General features: G+C 54.1%; 15 protein-coding genes. 13 read left to right on the top strand and 2 right to left on the bottom strand.

Features of this window, described 5'->3' with window-relative positions; translation table 11 throughout:
• Positions 1-29 precede the first annotated feature (29 nt).
• Positions 30-197, top strand: a complete 168-nt coding sequence (locus BM198_RS30070; protein ID WP_167368438.1) for a hypothetical protein — start codon at positions 30-32, stop codon at positions 195-197.
• Here BM198_RS30070 and BM198_RS02240 read toward each other — a convergent pair.
• Positions 187-1,170, bottom strand: a complete 984-nt coding sequence (locus BM198_RS02240; RefSeq protein WP_139233547.1) for a hypothetical protein — start codon at positions 1,168-1,170, stop codon at positions 187-189. The genes BM198_RS30070 and BM198_RS02240 overlap by 11 nt on opposite strands.
• Positions 1,171-1,310: 140 nt before the next feature.
• Between BM198_RS02240 and BM198_RS02235 the strand changes: the two genes are divergently transcribed.
• The 10 genes from BM198_RS02235 to BM198_RS02205 all read left to right on the top strand — a co-directional run bounded on the left by BM198_RS02235 (position 1,311) and on the right by BM198_RS02205 (position 12,421).
• On the top strand, positions 1,311-2,186 hold the full coding sequence (locus BM198_RS02235; protein ID WP_074967560.1) for a competence protein CoiA family protein: 876 nt from the start codon (positions 1,311-1,313) through the stop codon (positions 2,184-2,186).
• A gap of 183 nt (positions 2,187-2,369) precedes the next feature.
• Positions 2,370-3,422, top strand: coding sequence for a DNA cytosine methyltransferase (locus BM198_RS02230; protein ID WP_074967433.1), 1,053 nt, complete (start codon positions 2,370-2,372; stop codon positions 3,420-3,422).
• 15 nt (positions 3,423-3,437) lie between these two features.
• On the top strand, positions 3,438-4,478 hold the full coding sequence (locus BM198_RS29455; protein ID WP_139233546.1) for an HD domain-containing protein: 1,041 nt from the start codon (positions 3,438-3,440) through the stop codon (positions 4,476-4,478).
• 12 nt (positions 4,479-4,490) lie between these two features.
• Positions 4,491-6,212, top strand: coding sequence for an ORC-CDC6 family AAA ATPase (locus tag BM198_RS29450; RefSeq protein ID WP_139233545.1), 1,722 nt, complete (start codon positions 4,491-4,493; stop codon positions 6,210-6,212).
• Entirely contained in the window at positions 6,205-7,098 is an 894-nt protein-coding gene (locus tag BM198_RS29445) for a hypothetical protein (RefSeq protein WP_139233544.1), read from the top strand. The genes BM198_RS29450 and BM198_RS29445 overlap by 8 nt, the downstream gene beginning before the upstream one ends.
• Positions 7,099-7,707: 609 nt before the next feature.
• Positions 7,708-8,478 (top strand): nuclease-related domain-containing protein, encoded by a 771-nt coding sequence (locus BM198_RS02225; RefSeq protein ID WP_074967431.1) that lies wholly within the window; start codon positions 7,708-7,710, stop codon positions 8,476-8,478.
• Positions 8,479-8,544: 66 nt separating this feature from the next.
• The gene (locus BM198_RS02220; protein ID WP_074967429.1) at positions 8,545-9,144 is read left to right on the top strand and encodes an ATP-binding protein; all 600 of its coding nucleotides are present in this window, start codon (positions 8,545-8,547) and stop codon (positions 9,142-9,144) included.
• A 2-nt stretch (positions 9,145-9,146) separates the two neighbouring features.
• The gene (locus BM198_RS02215; protein ID WP_074967427.1) at positions 9,147-10,418 is read left to right on the top strand and encodes an AAA family ATPase; all 1,272 of its coding nucleotides are present in this window, start codon (positions 9,147-9,149) and stop codon (positions 10,416-10,418) included.
• A 43-nt stretch (positions 10,419-10,461) separates the two neighbouring features.
• Positions 10,462-11,535, top strand: a complete 1,074-nt coding sequence (locus BM198_RS02210) for a DNA cytosine methyltransferase (RefSeq protein WP_074967425.1) — start codon at positions 10,462-10,464, stop codon at positions 11,533-11,535.
• A 415-nt stretch (positions 11,536-11,950) separates the two neighbouring features.
• On the top strand, positions 11,951-12,421 hold the full coding sequence (locus BM198_RS02205; RefSeq protein WP_074967423.1) for a BRO-N domain-containing protein: 471 nt from the start codon (positions 11,951-11,953) through the stop codon (positions 12,419-12,421).
• A gap of 85 nt (positions 12,422-12,506) precedes the next feature.
• On the opposite strand, the gene BM198_RS02200 is transcribed toward BM198_RS02205, so the two are convergent.
• The gene (locus tag BM198_RS02200; RefSeq protein ID WP_003084988.1) at positions 12,507-12,665 is read right to left on the bottom strand and encodes a YqaE/Pmp3 family membrane protein; all 159 of its coding nucleotides are present in this window, start codon (positions 12,663-12,665) and stop codon (positions 12,507-12,509) included.
• 128 nt (positions 12,666-12,793) lie between these two features.
• Between BM198_RS02200 and BM198_RS02195 the strand changes: the two genes are divergently transcribed.
• Entirely contained in the window at positions 12,794-14,254 is a 1,461-nt protein-coding gene (locus tag BM198_RS02195) for a sigma-54 interaction domain-containing protein (RefSeq protein ID WP_074967422.1), read from the top strand.
• Between the two features lie 498 nt (positions 14,255-14,752).
• Positions 14,753-16,138, top strand: a complete 1,386-nt coding sequence (locus BM198_RS02190) for a GntP family permease (protein WP_074967420.1) — start codon at positions 14,753-14,755, stop codon at positions 16,136-16,138.
• The last annotated feature ends 114 nt before the right edge of the window (positions 16,139-16,252 follow it).

Below are 16,252 nucleotides of genomic sequence, written 5' to 3'. Positions count from 1 at the left end.
GAGCCGATTATCACACCAGAGGAGCAGGCATGAACGACTCCCCGCTGATTGAAGAGCCCTTCTTCATAACAGAAGAAATCGAAGCCGAGATGATCCAAACCGGCTATGTGTTCGAACCGCCAACGCACGTCTGCCTCCGGCCAACGGTCGGCGTGCCCGCTGCAACTGATGACGAAACGCCGCCAGCTACACCGTAGGAATCTCACGACCTATATAGGTGCCTGAAAGCCTAGCCCGATCGAAGCTGTACACGTGTGCGTAAGGACTCTCGATGCAGCGCCCAACAACGGGTAGCGCCTGATCAGGTTTACCCGGCATCAAGAGCACCCGACCGCTGCAAATCGGGCAATCACCACTAAAACGGACAAATCTTGTCCACTGCTGCCCCTCGCTATCACGGTGCATTTCCAACTCTGCAGAGTCCTCAAAGATCGACAGCAATGCAGCGGGGGCCTTGATGACACGATCATCGACTAGGCGCCACCAGGGGGCATAGAAATTTGCCCAGATGAACCAGCTACCCAGCCCAAGAAGCGCAACGTTCCCAAGCTGCCGCAACGTCAACGTCTGATCGAGTGCGGCCACAGTCCACACACCTGCAAGCAGCCAGAGCCCCAGTAGCAGAAGCCCAATCACGATGCTGACCAACAGTGACAGACCTCGCCAGCTTCGGTTCTTCAGTTCGCCGTTGCGGAAAATCAAGCGCAACAACAAGCTCGGCCGCACGTTGCCGGCATCCGTTCGGGAGTATTCGATGTGCGTCCAAGGGCGCTGCTGCTCTTTCGGACCAGGAGCATCTGACAGAGGCGACACATCCAGCCAGAAAGTCCGTTCATTCCCCTTCCCCCCCTTGCCGTCATTGGCGCGCACAACCGGCATCTGATCTAGACCTGCTCGACGCAGCCGCTCACAAAGCGATGCAAGGCGAGAATCCAGGAACTGCTCAAGCAAACCAGGGGGCAGCCAGGTAGTAGCGTTTAAAGTCCTCCCCTTGTGCTCGCCCTCGACATTAAGCAGTAGAGCGCTGCGAGAAAACTGCTGCGGGTCATGGTTGTTCTTATCCAGGTCAGCCAGCTTGGCTTGCACCATGAATCGCAGAATCCGGTATGCCTTGTTGTCGGCCGGAACCTCGATCAACTCATCCTGTAAGCATCGCATTACTTCCTGCACACAAACTCCCAGCGCCCTAATTCAAAGGGCTGCAGCCAAATCCATACCTACACATAACCCCTTTGCAGGAGGTTGGGGGGATGTATGCCCCCGCTCGAATCATGACTCTTGGAGCCGTCTTCACACCAGAGGCCTGCATCATGACCATGTTCGTCGCACTCGACCCAAACGGTCGGCTGATCACCATTGAAAACGCCCATCGAGGCATAGCTTGCAATTGCACCTGCGTAAGCTGCGGTGAGTCTGTCATGGCTCGGAAAGGGCCGATACGGGAGCACCATTTTGCCCACGTCTCACAGAAGAAGAGCTGCTACATCCAACGCGAAAGCCTTCTCCACCTCTATGCCAAGGAGGTCATCTGCGATGGACTCGGTATGCAGCTACCACACCTCCCCGGCGTCTACCCCAACAGTGAAGACGCAAGCAGCTGGTGGGACTTTGAAACCGTCACTCCGGAGATACGGCAACAGGGCTTTCAGCCAGACCTGATCGCCGAGCTGAAAGATGGCTCACGGCTGTTCATCGAGATTGCCGTCACTTCGTTCATTGATGAGGAGAAGCTGGAGCGCATCAAGGGGGCTGGCACGCCGACCATAGAACTAGACCTAAACGACCTGCTGCAGAGCTCTCAGCCGATACCATCCGAGGCTGCCAAGAACTACATCCTTCATCAGCCACACCACAAAAGCTGGATCTACCCCGAGGCGCCGACGATCGCGCAGGCACTTGAAATGCAAATGCCAGATCCACGTTCACTCGCAGACCCTCCCCGGACGACGCCCGCGCTGCAAGAGCAGCGCTTCGTCATCATGCAGATGTGGGTATCTGCCAGAACGCTGCCCAGCGGCTCAATTGCCGTCCGCTCCTGGTCATTCAATCCACAGATCACAGAGCTGCTCAGAACCTGGCGCAACCAGCTGGGCGGCGAATACAACCCCAAGTACAAGAACTGGATTTACTCCCCCCACAACAGAGACGAGATTCTGGCCAGACTGAGAGTCCTAGATCAAAGCTGATCTGGCTAGCACCACCATCGTGACATCAAGAGCCGGAGCATCCAGGGCACCATGAGCGAGCCCGTGCAACGACAAGCAGTTGGCACGCTAACAAGCAGCATGGCAAACTGCGAGGTTTATGACCAGAAATTCACTTCTGGATAATTATTTAGGCTGTACCTATCTAACTCGCATAGGCAAAAGATGATCGCTATAGATTTGTTTTCTGGAGCAGGGGGAATGTCTCTAGGTGCAAAAATGGCTGGCATTGACACACAAGTAGTCATTGAATCTGATCCATATGCCGCAGCGACCTATATTCAGAACCACAAGCCAGCTATAGGCCTTATAAACGCCGACATTAGAAATGTTAAAAAGAACGACATAAAACTTCAGAAAAGACCGTTCGTTGTCTTTGGCGGGCCACCCTGCCAAGGATTTTCAACCTCAAATCAAAAGACACGGTCTTTAGACAATGAAAAAAATTGGCTATTCCGAGAATTCATCCGAATAGTAGCCGAGCAAAAACCCGACTGGGTCGTATTTGAAAATGTGCGCGGAATTCTCGAAACGGAGAATGGAATTTTTGTTGAGCAGATAGTGGATAGCTTTAACAGACTCGGATACACCTCAAACTATCGACTATTGAACGCCGTAGATTTTGGGGTTCCTCAGCGAAGGTCACGCTTCTTCATTGTTGCCTCACTACATAATATCGAATTCCAATTCCCAGAACCCAACGAGAGTGCCCCCATAACTGTAGAAGATGCGATATCCGACCTACCAAATCTAGAAAACGGTGCATCAACCTGCAGGCTTGAGTACAACGAGACAGCACCTTCCGGCTACGCAAAAACCATGCGCAGCTCAGAAAGCACCTGCACAAACAACATTGTAACCCGCAACAACAACCTAATAATTGAAAGGTATAAAAATATACCGCAAGGCGGCAACTGGGAGGACATCCCCGACCACCTTATGGCAAACTACAAAGACAAATCAAGATGCCATACCGGGATATACAAAAGACTTAGAGCAGATCTGCCATCTGTAGTAATTGGCAACTTCCGAAAAAATATGCTAATCCATCCAACCCAGCATCGTGGCCTTTCAGTGAGGGAGGCCGCAAGACTGCAGTCATTCCCAGACTCCTTTCACTTCATGGGATCTATAGGTTTCCAACAACAGCAAGTAGGCAACGCAGTGCCACCATTACTTGCTGCCGCAGTCTTCAAACAGATAGTTCGCCAGAGTTAAGACCAAGGAGCCAAAGTGAAAAATCTACCACTTGAAGAGGCCATGGTCAGAGCACTGGAAAGGCAGCTACCTACAGCCACAGCCAAGTCCTATGAAATAAGATACTTCGCAATTAAAGAAAAGCTTTACAGCGAAGTTCTAGAGTGGATTCGATCAAAAGAGCCAAGCCTCACCGACCACAGCGCAAAACATGTAGACAACCTGCTAAACAATATATACAAGCTAATTCCAGAAGAGCTCGAAAATGCTGGAAATGCTGGCAGTGCACTGTCTGGAGCCGACGTCTATTTTTTGGCTGTAACGGCCTTGTTCCATGACGTTGGCAATCTATTTGGCCGCGAGCGACACAATCAAACAGCGATAACTTTGCTGAATGAGAAATTTGACAGTTTCTTTCAAGAAGCCAATAAGAGAGAGAAAATTCTAATTTATCGCGCCGCTCGCGCGCACACAGGGAAAGGTGAAGACACATCAGCAGACACACTGAAAGACCTAGAGAAGCGAGAGCAACTAAACGGAGAGCCAATTAGATTTCAAGACATTGCGGCAATTGTTCGCTTTGCCGACGAATTAGCAGAGGGACCGCAAAGAACCTCATCGTACGCATTAAGCAAAGGCATCTTTGATCCAGCAAGCAGCATCTACCACCGATATGCCAGCACAACGCACATTCACATCGACCCGAAGAATGAGCGCATATCCATTGCCTACGAGATTGAGATAAACACCGACAGCAACCACAACATATTGAAAGAAGAAGAAGAAAGCCTTAGAGAGCTTTTAAATTTCATTCACGAACGAATTTACAAGCTAGATGCAGAAAGAAAGTACTGCAGCTTTTACTGCGCCCTGCTAAGTCCAATCAAGAAGATCGTTGCCAACTTTTCATTTCATAACAATGGACTCCCAATTGACTTCAAGGTGGAGCCATTAACATTAAACGATCTTGTAGTCCCCACAAAACACATCGGCGACCATAGCAAGAAACCGCATGGCCGTGACGATCTAAGCGCCGACATCATTATCGAAAAACTGAAAATACATTTGAAAAGCTGAGGGCATAGCCATATGAACCCGTTCGTATATAGCGGCGCAAGCAATCTCGGGGAGGAACAAATCCTAGAGATGTTCATTCATGACTATAACTACAGCAGATTCATTCTTTCGAAGCGAAATGTATTCATCTGGGGTGAGCGCGGCTCCGGAAAAACGATGACACTGCTCTATAACAAAATAGTTATGAGCCAAAAAATTCGAGAGTCCATCAAAAACAACACTCAAGTCGAATTTATTCCCGTATATGTTTCATGCATAACCCCCCTGGTATTCAAGCGAGAACACATGCTTCTCGACAGCGAATTCAAAGCAAGCATTGTATCCGAGCATTATTTCGCGCTGTCCATCGCTCTCGCGCTAGTTAAGTCACTAATAGACATCCCTGAAATCCTAGAAGACATCAATCAAGAAGAGTTAAAGACTCATCTAGGCTACCTCTTCAATGACACACTCCCCACCACCAACAGCGCCTTAAAAAGCCTACAATTATTTCTTCAGAAAGAATTCATAAAGACGCAAAGAGAAATAAACAGAGCAGATTCCGATGCATTCTACGGGGACACCTACTCATTCACATCCCTTGTCACCCCAATAATGGATTGTTTTAGAGGTTTACAAAAATTATCCAGCGCGCACTTCGTCTTCATGATGGACGACGCACACGACCTAAACAACTACCAAGTATCCTCATTAAATAGCTGGATCGCCTACAGAGATAACTCCTACTTTAGCTTCAAGATATCCGCCGCGAGGATCGCCGATTACAAACTCACCACCACATCAGGCGGAGCAATTCTTGAAGGGCATGATTTTGTCGCGATTGATATGGAACAACCTTATCAAAACGACGACTCATCCTATGGCAAATTAGCAGAGAGGATTGTTGAAAAACGGCTATCCCTAATTGGACTAGACGTCACTGCACGCGATTTCTTTCCAGCGCACCCCACAATGGAAAATGATATAGAGCAGAAAAGAACAGAAGCCCGGCTTGCCGCAGAGAAAATATACGGCGAAGGCGAGCAGAAGAAAATAAATGACTACATATACAAATATGCCAGGGCAAATTACTTTAGAGACCGTCCCAAAAAAGCAAACCGCCCTCCCTACTCCGGCTTTGAAACAATAGTCCACCTTTCTTCTGGAGTAGTAAGAAATCTTCTAGAGCCATGCTACATAATGTACGAAGACGCTGAATCAAGAGCAAACAGCGAAGGGGCATTCACTCAGATTGACCCAGCAATTCAAGCAGATGTAATACATCGCCTCAGCGACAAGTACTGGAACCGTCTAAGGCTTGGACTAGATAGGGAAATTGCAGACTGCACAAAGGCCCAATCCACAAAAGCCAACAATCTATTAAATGCTCTTGCAGAGCTATTTAGAACTAGGCTATTTGACCCTAACTGCTCCGAACCTCGAGCCATTGCATTTAGTATATCTGCAAGAACCGAAGAGACTATGCAGGAAATAATGCCAATTCTTGATCTTTGCAGGCGAGCACAGCTGCTTTATAAGCGAACCGGAAGCGCAAAAGATAGAGGGGAGCGCGAAGATTATTACGTGCCAAACAGAATGCTCTGGCCTGTGAGAGGCTTAGACCCCGTAGGCCAGCATGCAAGAGTCTCGATTCAAGCTAGCCAGATCCTGAAGGCAATCAATGGCGGAAGCATTCAGTACCGACCGGACAACAACATTGGCCAGGACGCACAAGGAGATATGTTTGATGAATAACTACGATCTCTTACTTTCCTGCATAAGCTGGGAGGATCGCTTCATTGGCGGACTTGAGCAGACCATTGCGACAGAGAACGTACAAGCCATTCAATTATTTGAGATTGAAGAATTCCTACATAGAACAGCATCTGCCAAAAAAGAAGCATTAGACAGATATTCAGGGCGATTCAAAATCGAAACACTTAAGCTGTCGATTATTGACGACACCAAAAGCTGGAAGTCCATTGAAAATCATATTTCCAGACTAGACATATGCGGCAAAAAAGTGCTCCTAGACATAAGCACCATGCCAAGATTTCTTATCTGGTTCCTACTCCATTTCTTACAAAAAAACAGCTGTGAAATCGATTACCGCTACTACAGTCCCCTTCGCTACGGCGATTGCTCTTGGCTTAGCGGCGAGCCCGAAGACCCAAGGCTTGTCTTCAAGCACTCAGGCATTCACTTGCCAGATAAAAGTACGGCCTTGATTATACAATCCGGATTTGACACCGAGCGCGTATCACAATTGCTCAACATGTACGAGCCCCAGATCTTGCTACTTGCAGCACAATCAGGAAGCCAATATAGCAACCTTGAAAAAAATATTAAAAAACATCGAGAAAAATTAAGCTTCCCTGAAATTGAGTCATTTGAAGTTGATGCTTTTTCAACTGACCATGGACTTTCGGCAATCCTTGAAAAGGTCGAACATCTTAAGGAAGATCACAACATAATCATGAGTTCATTTGGCCCGAAGCCTCTAGCAATAACCATGTACAGAATCAACAATCTACACCCAGAGGCAGGCCTAGTGTATGTTCCAGCCTCAGATTACAACATTGACTACTCCAAGGGCACAGATTTGACGAGCATTCAGTCCGGTACAATTAATTTTCCCTGACACCAAAGAACTGATCTCAATTTTAATTACATCAGCACGACTAGCCGAAAGTTTCTACAAACGGGCGAGCACAATTCTTGATTGCAGCAGCGACATGAAGAGCTTGTTCAACCAATCCAGTGGAACAAGCCAGAACCTGCTCCAAGGCTTGCAGCAGCCCTCCGGCTATCTCTTCCGGCCGAACCACATCACAGGGCTGGGCTGGGCTGGGAGAAGCCCAATAACCCCTGCCGTGAGGCAGACAACGACCTATGGCCAACAACGCCAATACATCCCTGGTACACTGGCGGTACAGTGCCTAGCTTTTACAGATTTCGCTCAATTACGCTTAAACCGCTCTACGACGATACTTTCAGCTAACTGTACCTGCGCTAAGCTACGCCCGATTTCACTGGGCTTGCAGCGTTTCTAGGCAACTCATAATCCTTTGGTCCACGGTTCGAGTCCGTGTGGGCCCACCAAACAAAAAGCCGCGCAATGCGCGGCTTTTGCGTTTCTGGCCCCAGGCCACCCCCCACCAAAGGAGCCCCCGGCCGGCACGCAATTCCATAGTGCCAGCACGGTTTTTTTCGCTACTATCCGACCACTCACGACACATGAGTGACGGAAATGGACTTCACACCGCTCATCGCCCAAGTCTGGACCACCTTCGCCTGGTTCATCCCGCTGATGATCCTCATCGGCCTGCTCAAATCCCCCCTCGGCAAAGGCTATATCGGCGAACTCCTCGTCCGGCTCTTCGCCCACTGGCAGCTGGACAGGCAGACCTACCAGCGCCTGCACAACGTCACCCTGAATACCCCGGACGGCACCACCCAGATCGACCACGTCTTCCTCTCCCGCTACGGCATCTTCGTGCTGGAGACCAAGAACATGAGCGGCTGGATCTTCGGCAGCGAACAACAGGCCCAGTGGACGCAGAAGCTCTACAAGCACAGCTACAAGTTCCAGAACCCGCTGCGGCAGAACTACAAACACCTCAAGGCCCTGGAAGCCACCCTCGGTATCGCCCCCGAGCACCTGCACTCCGTCATCACCTTCGTCGGCGGCAGCACCTTCAAGACCGCCATGCCCGCCAACGTCACCGAGGGCATTGGCTTCATCCGCTACATCAAGTCCTTCCAGCAGCCGGTCTTCAGCGACGCCCAGGTCGCCACCCTGGTCCGCGCCCTGCAAAACGGTCGCCGCGCCCCCACCCTCGCCACGCACCGCGAACATGTGCAGAACCTCCAGCGCCGCAACGACCCGACCGCCGAGCGGCAATGCCCCAAATGCGGCAATGCGCTGGTGATTCGTACGGTGAAGTCAGGGCCGAAGGCGGGGCAGAGGTTTTGGGGATGTTCGGGGTTTCCGAAGTGCAGGGTAATGCAGAGTATTTAAAGGCGCCGAAGGAGAGACTTAATCCTTCAAAGCTCATCAGTCACGTCAACGCAACTAGACATTGATATGTTAAGACTTACCGAAGAAATTAAGAAACTTGAACTGAACAGGGGAAAATACGAGCGCATATTCCCCGGATACATTACTCACATCAGATTCCCACGCTACAAAAACATAGCGGATGGAACCCACATCGATTTTACTTTCCCGGTCACTGCTCTAGTAGGATCAAATGGCTCTGGAAAAACATCCATCCTTAATGCTCTCTACGGGGCACCCGCAAGAAAATCCACTGGAGAGTATTGGTTCAGCACAGAAGTCGACCCGATAGAGGAAGGGGAAGGTAGTCCGAGCCGTTTTATATATGGACACTTTAATCCAACCTTGAAATCAGTTGTAGAAACAAGGAAAGCCAGAGTCAGAAAATACAGAGACGGACGATACGACCCAAACTATTGGGAGCCCACTAAAGAAAGTCCTGGCGACGGAATGACTGAGCCAACACTACAAAAAGGAAAGACATATATTGGCCGCAGCAAGGACAGGTGGAACCCAGTCAATCGCAAAGTGCTCTATATTAATTTCCGAAAAGAGCTTAGTGCATTTGATAAATATTTTTACTTCGGAAAAACCCCTACCCGCAACAAAAAAAACCAGAAAAACTGAAGGTGGCGGAGTTAGAGAAAAAGCCAAAAAACATAACATCCAGACGCATCATAAACAAAAAAGATCAAGTCAGGCATGATGCAAGGCTTCTTGCGCGAGTTATAAATTCAGGCGATATCTCTTGTGAATACCAAAATAGAAAAATAGCCACAGAGAATAGAATTTTAACCAAAGAAGAACTAAGCCTTGTAAGCTTCGTATTAGGCCGCGAATACGATGAGGCACGTTGGATTCGCCATCGTTTATTTAAGGGCAACGGCGGACTTAGTGTTGTATTCAAAACCAAGCACGGCAGATACTCCGAAGCTTTTGCGGGCAGCGGTGAAGTAGCAGTAGTGAGTTGCGTAGTTCAAGTTTTAGGAGCAAGCAAAGGAACTCTTGTTTTATTGGATGAACCGGAAGTATCCTTGCACCCTGGCGCCCAAGAGCGCCTTCTTTCATTTTTGACAAACCGAGCACGCACGAATCAGTTGCAAGTTATATTCTCAACCCACTCACCACACTTCATTTCAGCACTCCCTAAAGATGCTATTAAAACATTCCACCAACTAGACGATGGGCGATTCTCCGTTATACCCTCTACTCACCCATATGCAGCTTTTAGAAGACTAGGGGCAACTGATGGCGGCCAGATAAGAATAATAGTGGAAGACCGCTTAGCTAAAGAAGTGGTAAAGCAGGCAATTATGACGTTCGCGGACAAAGCCGAACAGGAGATTTTCAACATTGAGTATATAAGCGGCGGAGCTAAAGCGATTTTAACCTATCAAATCCCTGTCTTGCTTAATGCACCTGGAAATACTCTAGTCCTTCTAGACGGGGATCAGCGCCCAAGGGAAGACTTCCCGGACCCCGATACAATCCCTGCATCAGAAAACGACTCACTTTTATGCACAATCAAAGCTTTCACCGGTGTGGAGCCAAAGCTCACAGTTGACGGGGGTAGCGGAGGAGCAAATTCAGTGCAGCTCGTCGACGCCAGAAGAAAATATTTGTCATGGATCTACAAAAATATAGACTTCATTCCCACACTCTGCCCCGAAGAGCTAGTACTTCGAGCCGCAGGCATGGCTATTGAAACAGCAACCACGTCCCAGCAGCACAAAGATCGACTACGCGAGTTGGCGGAGAGCCTTTTTGGCACAGGAATAACCAACGAAATAACGGATCAGTATGGAGAAACACTGCTAGCCACACACAGAGACCACTCAAAAGAACTCGCAGAACTCGCGAAGAAAATAAAAAGCTATCTAGAATCGACCAATAGAAATTAACCAAGCAAAACCCGTAGCGCCAACAGACCAGGCTTTAATTAAAATGAACCACATCCACAAAGCAGACACCAAGCCGTTTTATGCCATAGATTTGTTCAGTGGATGTGGCGGCCTAACTCTTGGCCTTAAAAAAGCAGGCTTTCTCGTTACTGCTGCAGTAGAAATAGACTCCAAAGCACAAGAAACATACAAGCTTAACCACCCAAAAGTTAAGCTATATAACCAAGACATTCGAAAGCTAGACCCATTGACAGTATTAAAGGACTTAAACCTTAAGCCCGGTGATTTGGACCTCCTAGCTGGCTGCCCACCATGCCAGGGATTCTCACGGCTACGCACGAAAAACCAAAACACTTCAGTTCAAGACGAAAGAAACGAACTAGTATCTGATTTTTTACGTTTTATCGCGCTCATGCAGCCTAAGACAGTCATGCTTGAAAATGTCCCAGCCTTAGCAAAAGATTCGCGCTTTTTGCTTGCATGTGAAAAACTTGAAAGCCTTGGATATAAAATCACATCACAGATATTAGATACCGCAGACTACTCTGTACCACAGAGACGAAAGCGCCTAATCATGCTTGCATCAAAAACGCACTCTCCATCTATTGCTGACAAATCAAAAAAACGCATTACTGTTCGCCAAGCATTAAATGGTTTAGAAAGCGCTGAAAACACGACAGACAGCCTTCATGGCATGGGCGAAAAACGGTCTCAAGAAGTTAGAAAAATAATTTCATTGGTACCAAAGAATGGGGGTAGTAGACGTGATCTCCCCGAGATATATCAGCTTAACTGCCATAAGCGCTGCAAGGGCTTTTATGATGTCTACGGGCGAATGTCGTGGGAGGACGTTGCCCCCACCATAACTAGTGGATGCCACAACCCCTCCAAGGGAAGATTTATTCATCCAGAAGAAGACAGAACTATTACCCTTCGTGAGGCGGCAATTCTTCAGGGATTCCCGAAGAAATATAAATTTAATATCAAACACGGCAAAGAATCCATAGCACTCATGATAGGGAATGCCCTACCACCTCCATTTATAGCTGCCCATGCGAGCGCACTGAAAAAAGGTTTAGTCGAAGCACAGCTATCTAGAGAGGAGCAAAAAAACTAATTCAAACCTTGCATTTAACTTTCGCCCCATCAATTTTTGTGCAGTTAGGATTGATACAACTTATTTTTAGAGTCGGTTCCATAAAGCCCTAGCGCAGCAGTGCATCTACTCTGAAATTTCCTACCCACCCTCGTCATTGCCGTCCTACAAGGACACTCTGTAGCGTCTCCCACCGTCATGCCTCGGCATGACCGGGAGTGGAATCCCGAACTCGCAGAAGCACTACCAATGCCATAGCAGGGTTAGCGAAGGGACTCAGCCTTCAATAGCCCTGGTCGTCTATGGCGGACCGTGCGAGGGGGGCGAAAGCCCACCGGGCGTTCTGCGAACCGGTATTCCACACCTCGCACGGTCCGCCACCCTCATGCAGTCAGGAACCGGTGGCGGTCTCCCCCTACAAGGAAGGAGTCTCACCATGTCCTACGAGTGCTACATCCCCACGGTTTTCCACCGCCATCACCGCGCGTTGCGTGCCCTGCTGATCGACGACCAGGTCTGGTTCGTCGCCCAGGACCTCGGCCCCCTCACCAACCACCGCTTCGATGAACGCCTGTCGCGCAAGCTGGACCCGGACCAATGGCGCCACGCCTGCGTGGAGTACGTACAGGGCGGAGAGCAGGAGGTGCTGCTGATCAACGAAAGCGCGGTGTTCGAGCTGCTCAAGGTCAACTTCTACCACCCCGAACACCGCGCCCTGCGCCAGTGGCTGACCCAGGACGTGGTGCCCGCACTGCGTTCCGCCGCCACGCCACAGCTGCCCCGCCAGCGCCGGGTCACCTGGCAGGGGCGCGAGTTCAGCCTGATGGAATGGCAGGGCCGCCAGTGGGTGCGGGTGCGTGATGTGGCCGACCTGTTCGAAGGCCGCGAATTCGCCACCCGGCACTAGCCCGCCGTTTCAACGGCGCAGCGGCAACGCAGCCCGTTCAACCGCCTGCTGGAGCGGAACCGGGGGCCGCTGTGCCCCCGGTGCTTCAGCGCTTGGCGATGATGTACACCGCATGGACGATGCCGGGGATGTAGCCCAGCAGGGTGAGCAGGATGTTCAGCCAGAAGGCGCCGCCGAAGCCCACCTGGAGGAAGACGCCCAGCGGCGGCAGGAGGATGGCGATAAGGATGCGGATCAGGTCCATGACGACTCCGTGCAAGTCAGTGGGTACCTGCAGTCGACCTCCGCTGCGTCACGGGGGTTCAGGCTTTCTTGCCGGGCCGGCGAGGCGGCTTCCATAATCGCCGGCGTTTCCCTTCCGGAGCCGTGCCCATGGCGATCTCCCGCGACGACCTCGACCCCCACGGCCTGATCATCGGCGTCTCCCCCGAGCGTTTCCGCGAAGTGGCGATGCCGCTGCTGTTCGACCACCTCGACGCCCAGTGCGAGGGCACCATCGCGGTGAACCGCCAGGCGCGCATCGTCTGGATCAACGACAAGTACGCCCAGAAGCTCGGCATCGCCGACCCGCGCTCGGTGCTCGGCCGCGAGGTGGAGGACGTGCTGCCCGCCAGCCGCCTGCGCGAAGTGGTGCAGAGCGGCGCGCCGAGCATGCTCGACCTGATGGCCTTCGGCGACGAGCACTTCGTGGTCACCCGCATCCCCCTGCGCGACGCCGACGGCACCCTGGTGGGCGCCCTGGGCTTCGTGCTGTTCGACCGCGCGCGCCACCTGCAGCCGGTCATGGCCAAGTACAACCAGTTGCAGAACCAGCTCGCCGCCGCCCAGCGCGAACTGGCCCGCGCCCGCCGTGCGCGCTACACCATCGCCGGCTTCATCGGCACCAGCGCCGCCGCCAGCGAGGTGAAGCGCCAGGCCCGCCGCGCTGCCCAACTGGACGCCACCGTGCTGCTGCGCGGCGAGACCGGCACCGGCAAGGAGCTGCTCGCCCAGGGCATCCACAACCTGTCGCTGCGGGCCAGCGGGCCTTTCGTGGCGGTGAACGTGGCGGCCATCCCGGAATCCCTGGTGGAGGCGGAGCTGTTCGGCACCGCGCCGGGCGCCTACACCGGTGCCGACCGCCGTGCGCGGGCCGGCAAGTTCGAACTGGCCGACGGCGGCACGCTGTTCCTCGACGAGATCGGCGACCTGCCCCTGCCGCTGCAGGCCAAGCTGCTGCGCGTGCTGCAGGAGCAGGAGGTGGAGCCGCTGGGCTCCAACCAGGTGAAGACCCTGAACGTGCGGGTGATCGCCGCCACCCATGTGGACCTGGAGGCCAAGGTGGCTGCCGGCGAATTCCGCGAAGACCTCTACTACCGCCTCAACGTCCTGGCGCTGCGGCTGCCACCCCTGCGGGAGCGCCGGGAAGACCTGCCGGCGCTGATCGAGCACCTCGCCGACGACATCGCCAGCCGCTCCGGCCAGCCGCCGCTGGAGCTGACCGACGACGCCCTCGCCCTGCTCCGCGCCCAGCCCTGGCCGGGCAACGTGCGCGAGCTGCGCAACCTGCTGGAACGGGCGCAGCTGCTAGGCGACGGCACCCAGCCCCTGCATGGGGCGGAACTGACCGAGCTGCTGGTGGACCCGCTGCCGCCCAGCGCCGAGCCGGCTCCAGCGCCCGAGCCGTCCGCACCGCGCGATGTCCGCCCCCTGGCGGACAGCCTCGCCGAGGCGGAACGCGCCGCCATCCTCACCGCCCTCGCCGCCTGCGACGGCAACCGCACCCGCGCCGCCGAACGCCTCGGCATCGCCCGCGCCAGCCTCTATAACAAGCTCCAGGCCCACGGGTTGTAGCCGGGCCTGCGGGCGCGTTTCCCCGGGCTGAAGCCCGGGCTACGGGCCGGCACGCCGGTGGAGGGAGAAGTGGCATACCCCCACGGAACGCCCAAGCCGGCGTAGGGTGGATCGCGCTTCATCGATCCACGCGGTGCGGGGTTGGTCGCCGGGCAGGGCGTGCATTTTCCCTGCGGCCATGGCGTTTGGGGCGAGCGCGTTGGTGGATGGAAAGAGCGCCATCCACCCTACAGCCCGGAGGCCTCGCGCTCGGGTTATGGCGATGTCCATATTTTTGGACAACACTCGAAATAGGCGTCCAATAAACAGGACACCGTCCATTAATTTGGACGCTTGAACCGCTCCGCTCGCCTTCCCCGCCAATGGCTCAAACCCACGACCAGCGCCTTCCCCAGGGCTTTTCAGCCCACCTGGCACAGCTTTCGCTCTATACCGGCAAAGGGCCGACCCAGGCCCGGCCGCTGCGGCGGTTCAAAACAACAACAAGAAGGAAATCCCATGGGTACCCTCGGAATCCTGCTGTCCCTCGCACTGCTGATGTTCCTGGCCTATCGCGGCTACAACGTGTTGATCCTGGCGCCGCTGATGGCGCTGCTGGCGGTGCTGTTCGCCGGTGATGCGGCGCTGATGCTGCCCACCTACACCCAGGTGTTCATGAAGTCCCTGGGCGGCTACCTGATCCAGTTCTTCCCGCTGTTCCTGCTCGGCGCCATCTTCGGCAAGTTGATGGACGACTCCGGCTCGGCCCGCGCCATTGCCCAGGGCATCGTCACCCGGCTGGGGCGCGAGCGGGCCATCCTCGCCATCGTGCTGGCCTGCGGGCTGCTGACCTACGGCGGCGTGTCGCTGTTCGTGGTGGCCTTCGCCGTGTACCCCATCGGCACCGCGCTGTTTCGCGAGGCGGGCATTCCCAAGCGGCTGCTGCCCGGCGCCATCGCCCTGGGCGCCTTCACCTTCACCATGACCGCCCTGCCCGGCACCCCGGCGATCCAGAACGCCATCCCCAGCCCCTTCTTCGGCACCGACGCCTTCGCCGCGCCCATCCTCGGGCTGATCGGCGGGCTGATCATGCTCGGCCTCGGCAGTTGGTGGCTCGCCGCCCAGGCCCGCAAACTGATGGCCGCCGGCGAAGGCTACGGCAGCCACAAGGACGACCCCACCGAGCAGGGCGGCCTGCCGGTGACCGGCTTCTGGCTGGCGCTGCTGCCGATCCTGCTGGTGATCGCGCTGAACTTCCTGATGGCCAAGCAGGTGCTGCCCAACCTCGACACCAGCTACCTGGCCAAGCCCGAGTTCGGCGGCCTGCAGGACGCCAAGTCGGTGATCGGCATCTGGTCGATCATCGTCGCCCTCGGCGCGGCGGTGCTGCTGCTCATCGGCCTGCACTGGCGGCGCTGGGCGGACCTGAAGCAGAGCCTCAACGACGGCACCTTCGGCTCCATGCTGCCGATCCTCAACACCGCCTCCGAGGTGGGCTACGGCACGGTGATCGCCTCCCTCGCCGGCTTCGTGGTGATCCGCGACCTGGTGCTGAGCGTGCCGGGCAACCCGCTGGTGTCCGAGGCGGTGGCGGTGAACATCCTCGCCGGCATCACCGGCTCCGCCTCCGGCGGCATGTCCATCGCCCTCAAGACCCTCGGCGCGCAGTACCTGGAGATGGCCAACGCCGCCGGCATCAGCCCCGAGCTGCTGCACCGGGTCGCCGCCATGGCCTCCGGCTGCATGGACACCCTGCCCCACAACGGCGCGGTGATCTCGCTGCTGGCCATCTGCAAGCTGACCCACTGCGATTCCTACCGATTCATCTTCATGAACACGGTGATCTTCCCCCTCGCCGCCCTGGTGGTGGTGATCACCCTCGGCAGCCTGTTCGGCAGCTTCTGATGAGTAGCCCGTGGCAGCGAATTCATTCGCGATGCGGCCCGCAGGGGCGCCCCGGGTCCGCTGCGCGGCCCTTCGCGGCTGAAGCCGCTCCCACGGGAGAAGCAGGCAGCCCCC

This window comes from Metapseudomonas otitidis (assembly GCF_900111835.1).
GTDB lineage: Bacteria > Pseudomonadota > Gammaproteobacteria > Pseudomonadales > Pseudomonadaceae > Metapseudomonas > Metapseudomonas otitidis.
The sequence above is the reverse complement of the archived record's forward strand: the minus strand, read 5'-3'. Positions and strand labels throughout refer to the sequence as shown.

Bases quoted from the DNA above. Each gene is read 5' to 3' on its own strand.
- BM198_RS02230 (WP_074967433.1), top strand. From the start codon at position 2,370: ATGATCGCTATAGATTTGTTTTCTGGAGCAGGGGGAATGTCTCTAGGT.
- BM198_RS02190 (WP_074967420.1), top strand. From the start codon at position 14,753: ATGGGTACCCTCGGAATCCTGCTGTCCCTCGCACTGCTGATGTTCCTG.
- BM198_RS02210 (WP_074967425.1), top strand. From the start codon at position 10,462: ATGAACCACATCCACAAAGCAGACACCAAGCCGTTTTATGCCATAGAT.
- BM198_RS29450 (WP_139233545.1), top strand. From the start codon at position 4,491: ATGAACCCGTTCGTATATAGCGGCGCAAGCAATCTCGGGGAGGAACAA.
- BM198_RS02195 (WP_074967422.1), top strand. From the start codon at position 12,794: ATGGCGATCTCCCGCGACGACCTCGACCCCCACGGCCTGATCATCGGC.
- BM198_RS02200 (WP_003084988.1), bottom strand. From the start codon at position 12,665: ATGGACCTGATCCGCATCCTTATCGCCATCCTCCTGCCGCCGCTGGGC.
- BM198_RS29445 (WP_139233544.1), top strand. From the start codon at position 6,205: ATGAATAACTACGATCTCTTACTTTCCTGCATAAGCTGGGAGGATCGC.
- BM198_RS30070 (WP_167368438.1), top strand. From the start codon at position 30: ATGAACGACTCCCCGCTGATTGAAGAGCCCTTCTTCATAACAGAAGAA.
- BM198_RS02220 (WP_074967429.1), top strand. From the start codon at position 8,545: ATGTTAAGACTTACCGAAGAAATTAAGAAACTTGAACTGAACAGGGGA.
- BM198_RS02205 (WP_074967423.1), top strand. From the start codon at position 11,951: ATGTCCTACGAGTGCTACATCCCCACGGTTTTCCACCGCCATCACCGC.
- BM198_RS02225 (WP_074967431.1), top strand. From the start codon at position 7,708: ATGGACTTCACACCGCTCATCGCCCAAGTCTGGACCACCTTCGCCTGG.
- BM198_RS02235 (WP_074967560.1), top strand. From the start codon at position 1,311: ATGACCATGTTCGTCGCACTCGACCCAAACGGTCGGCTGATCACCATT.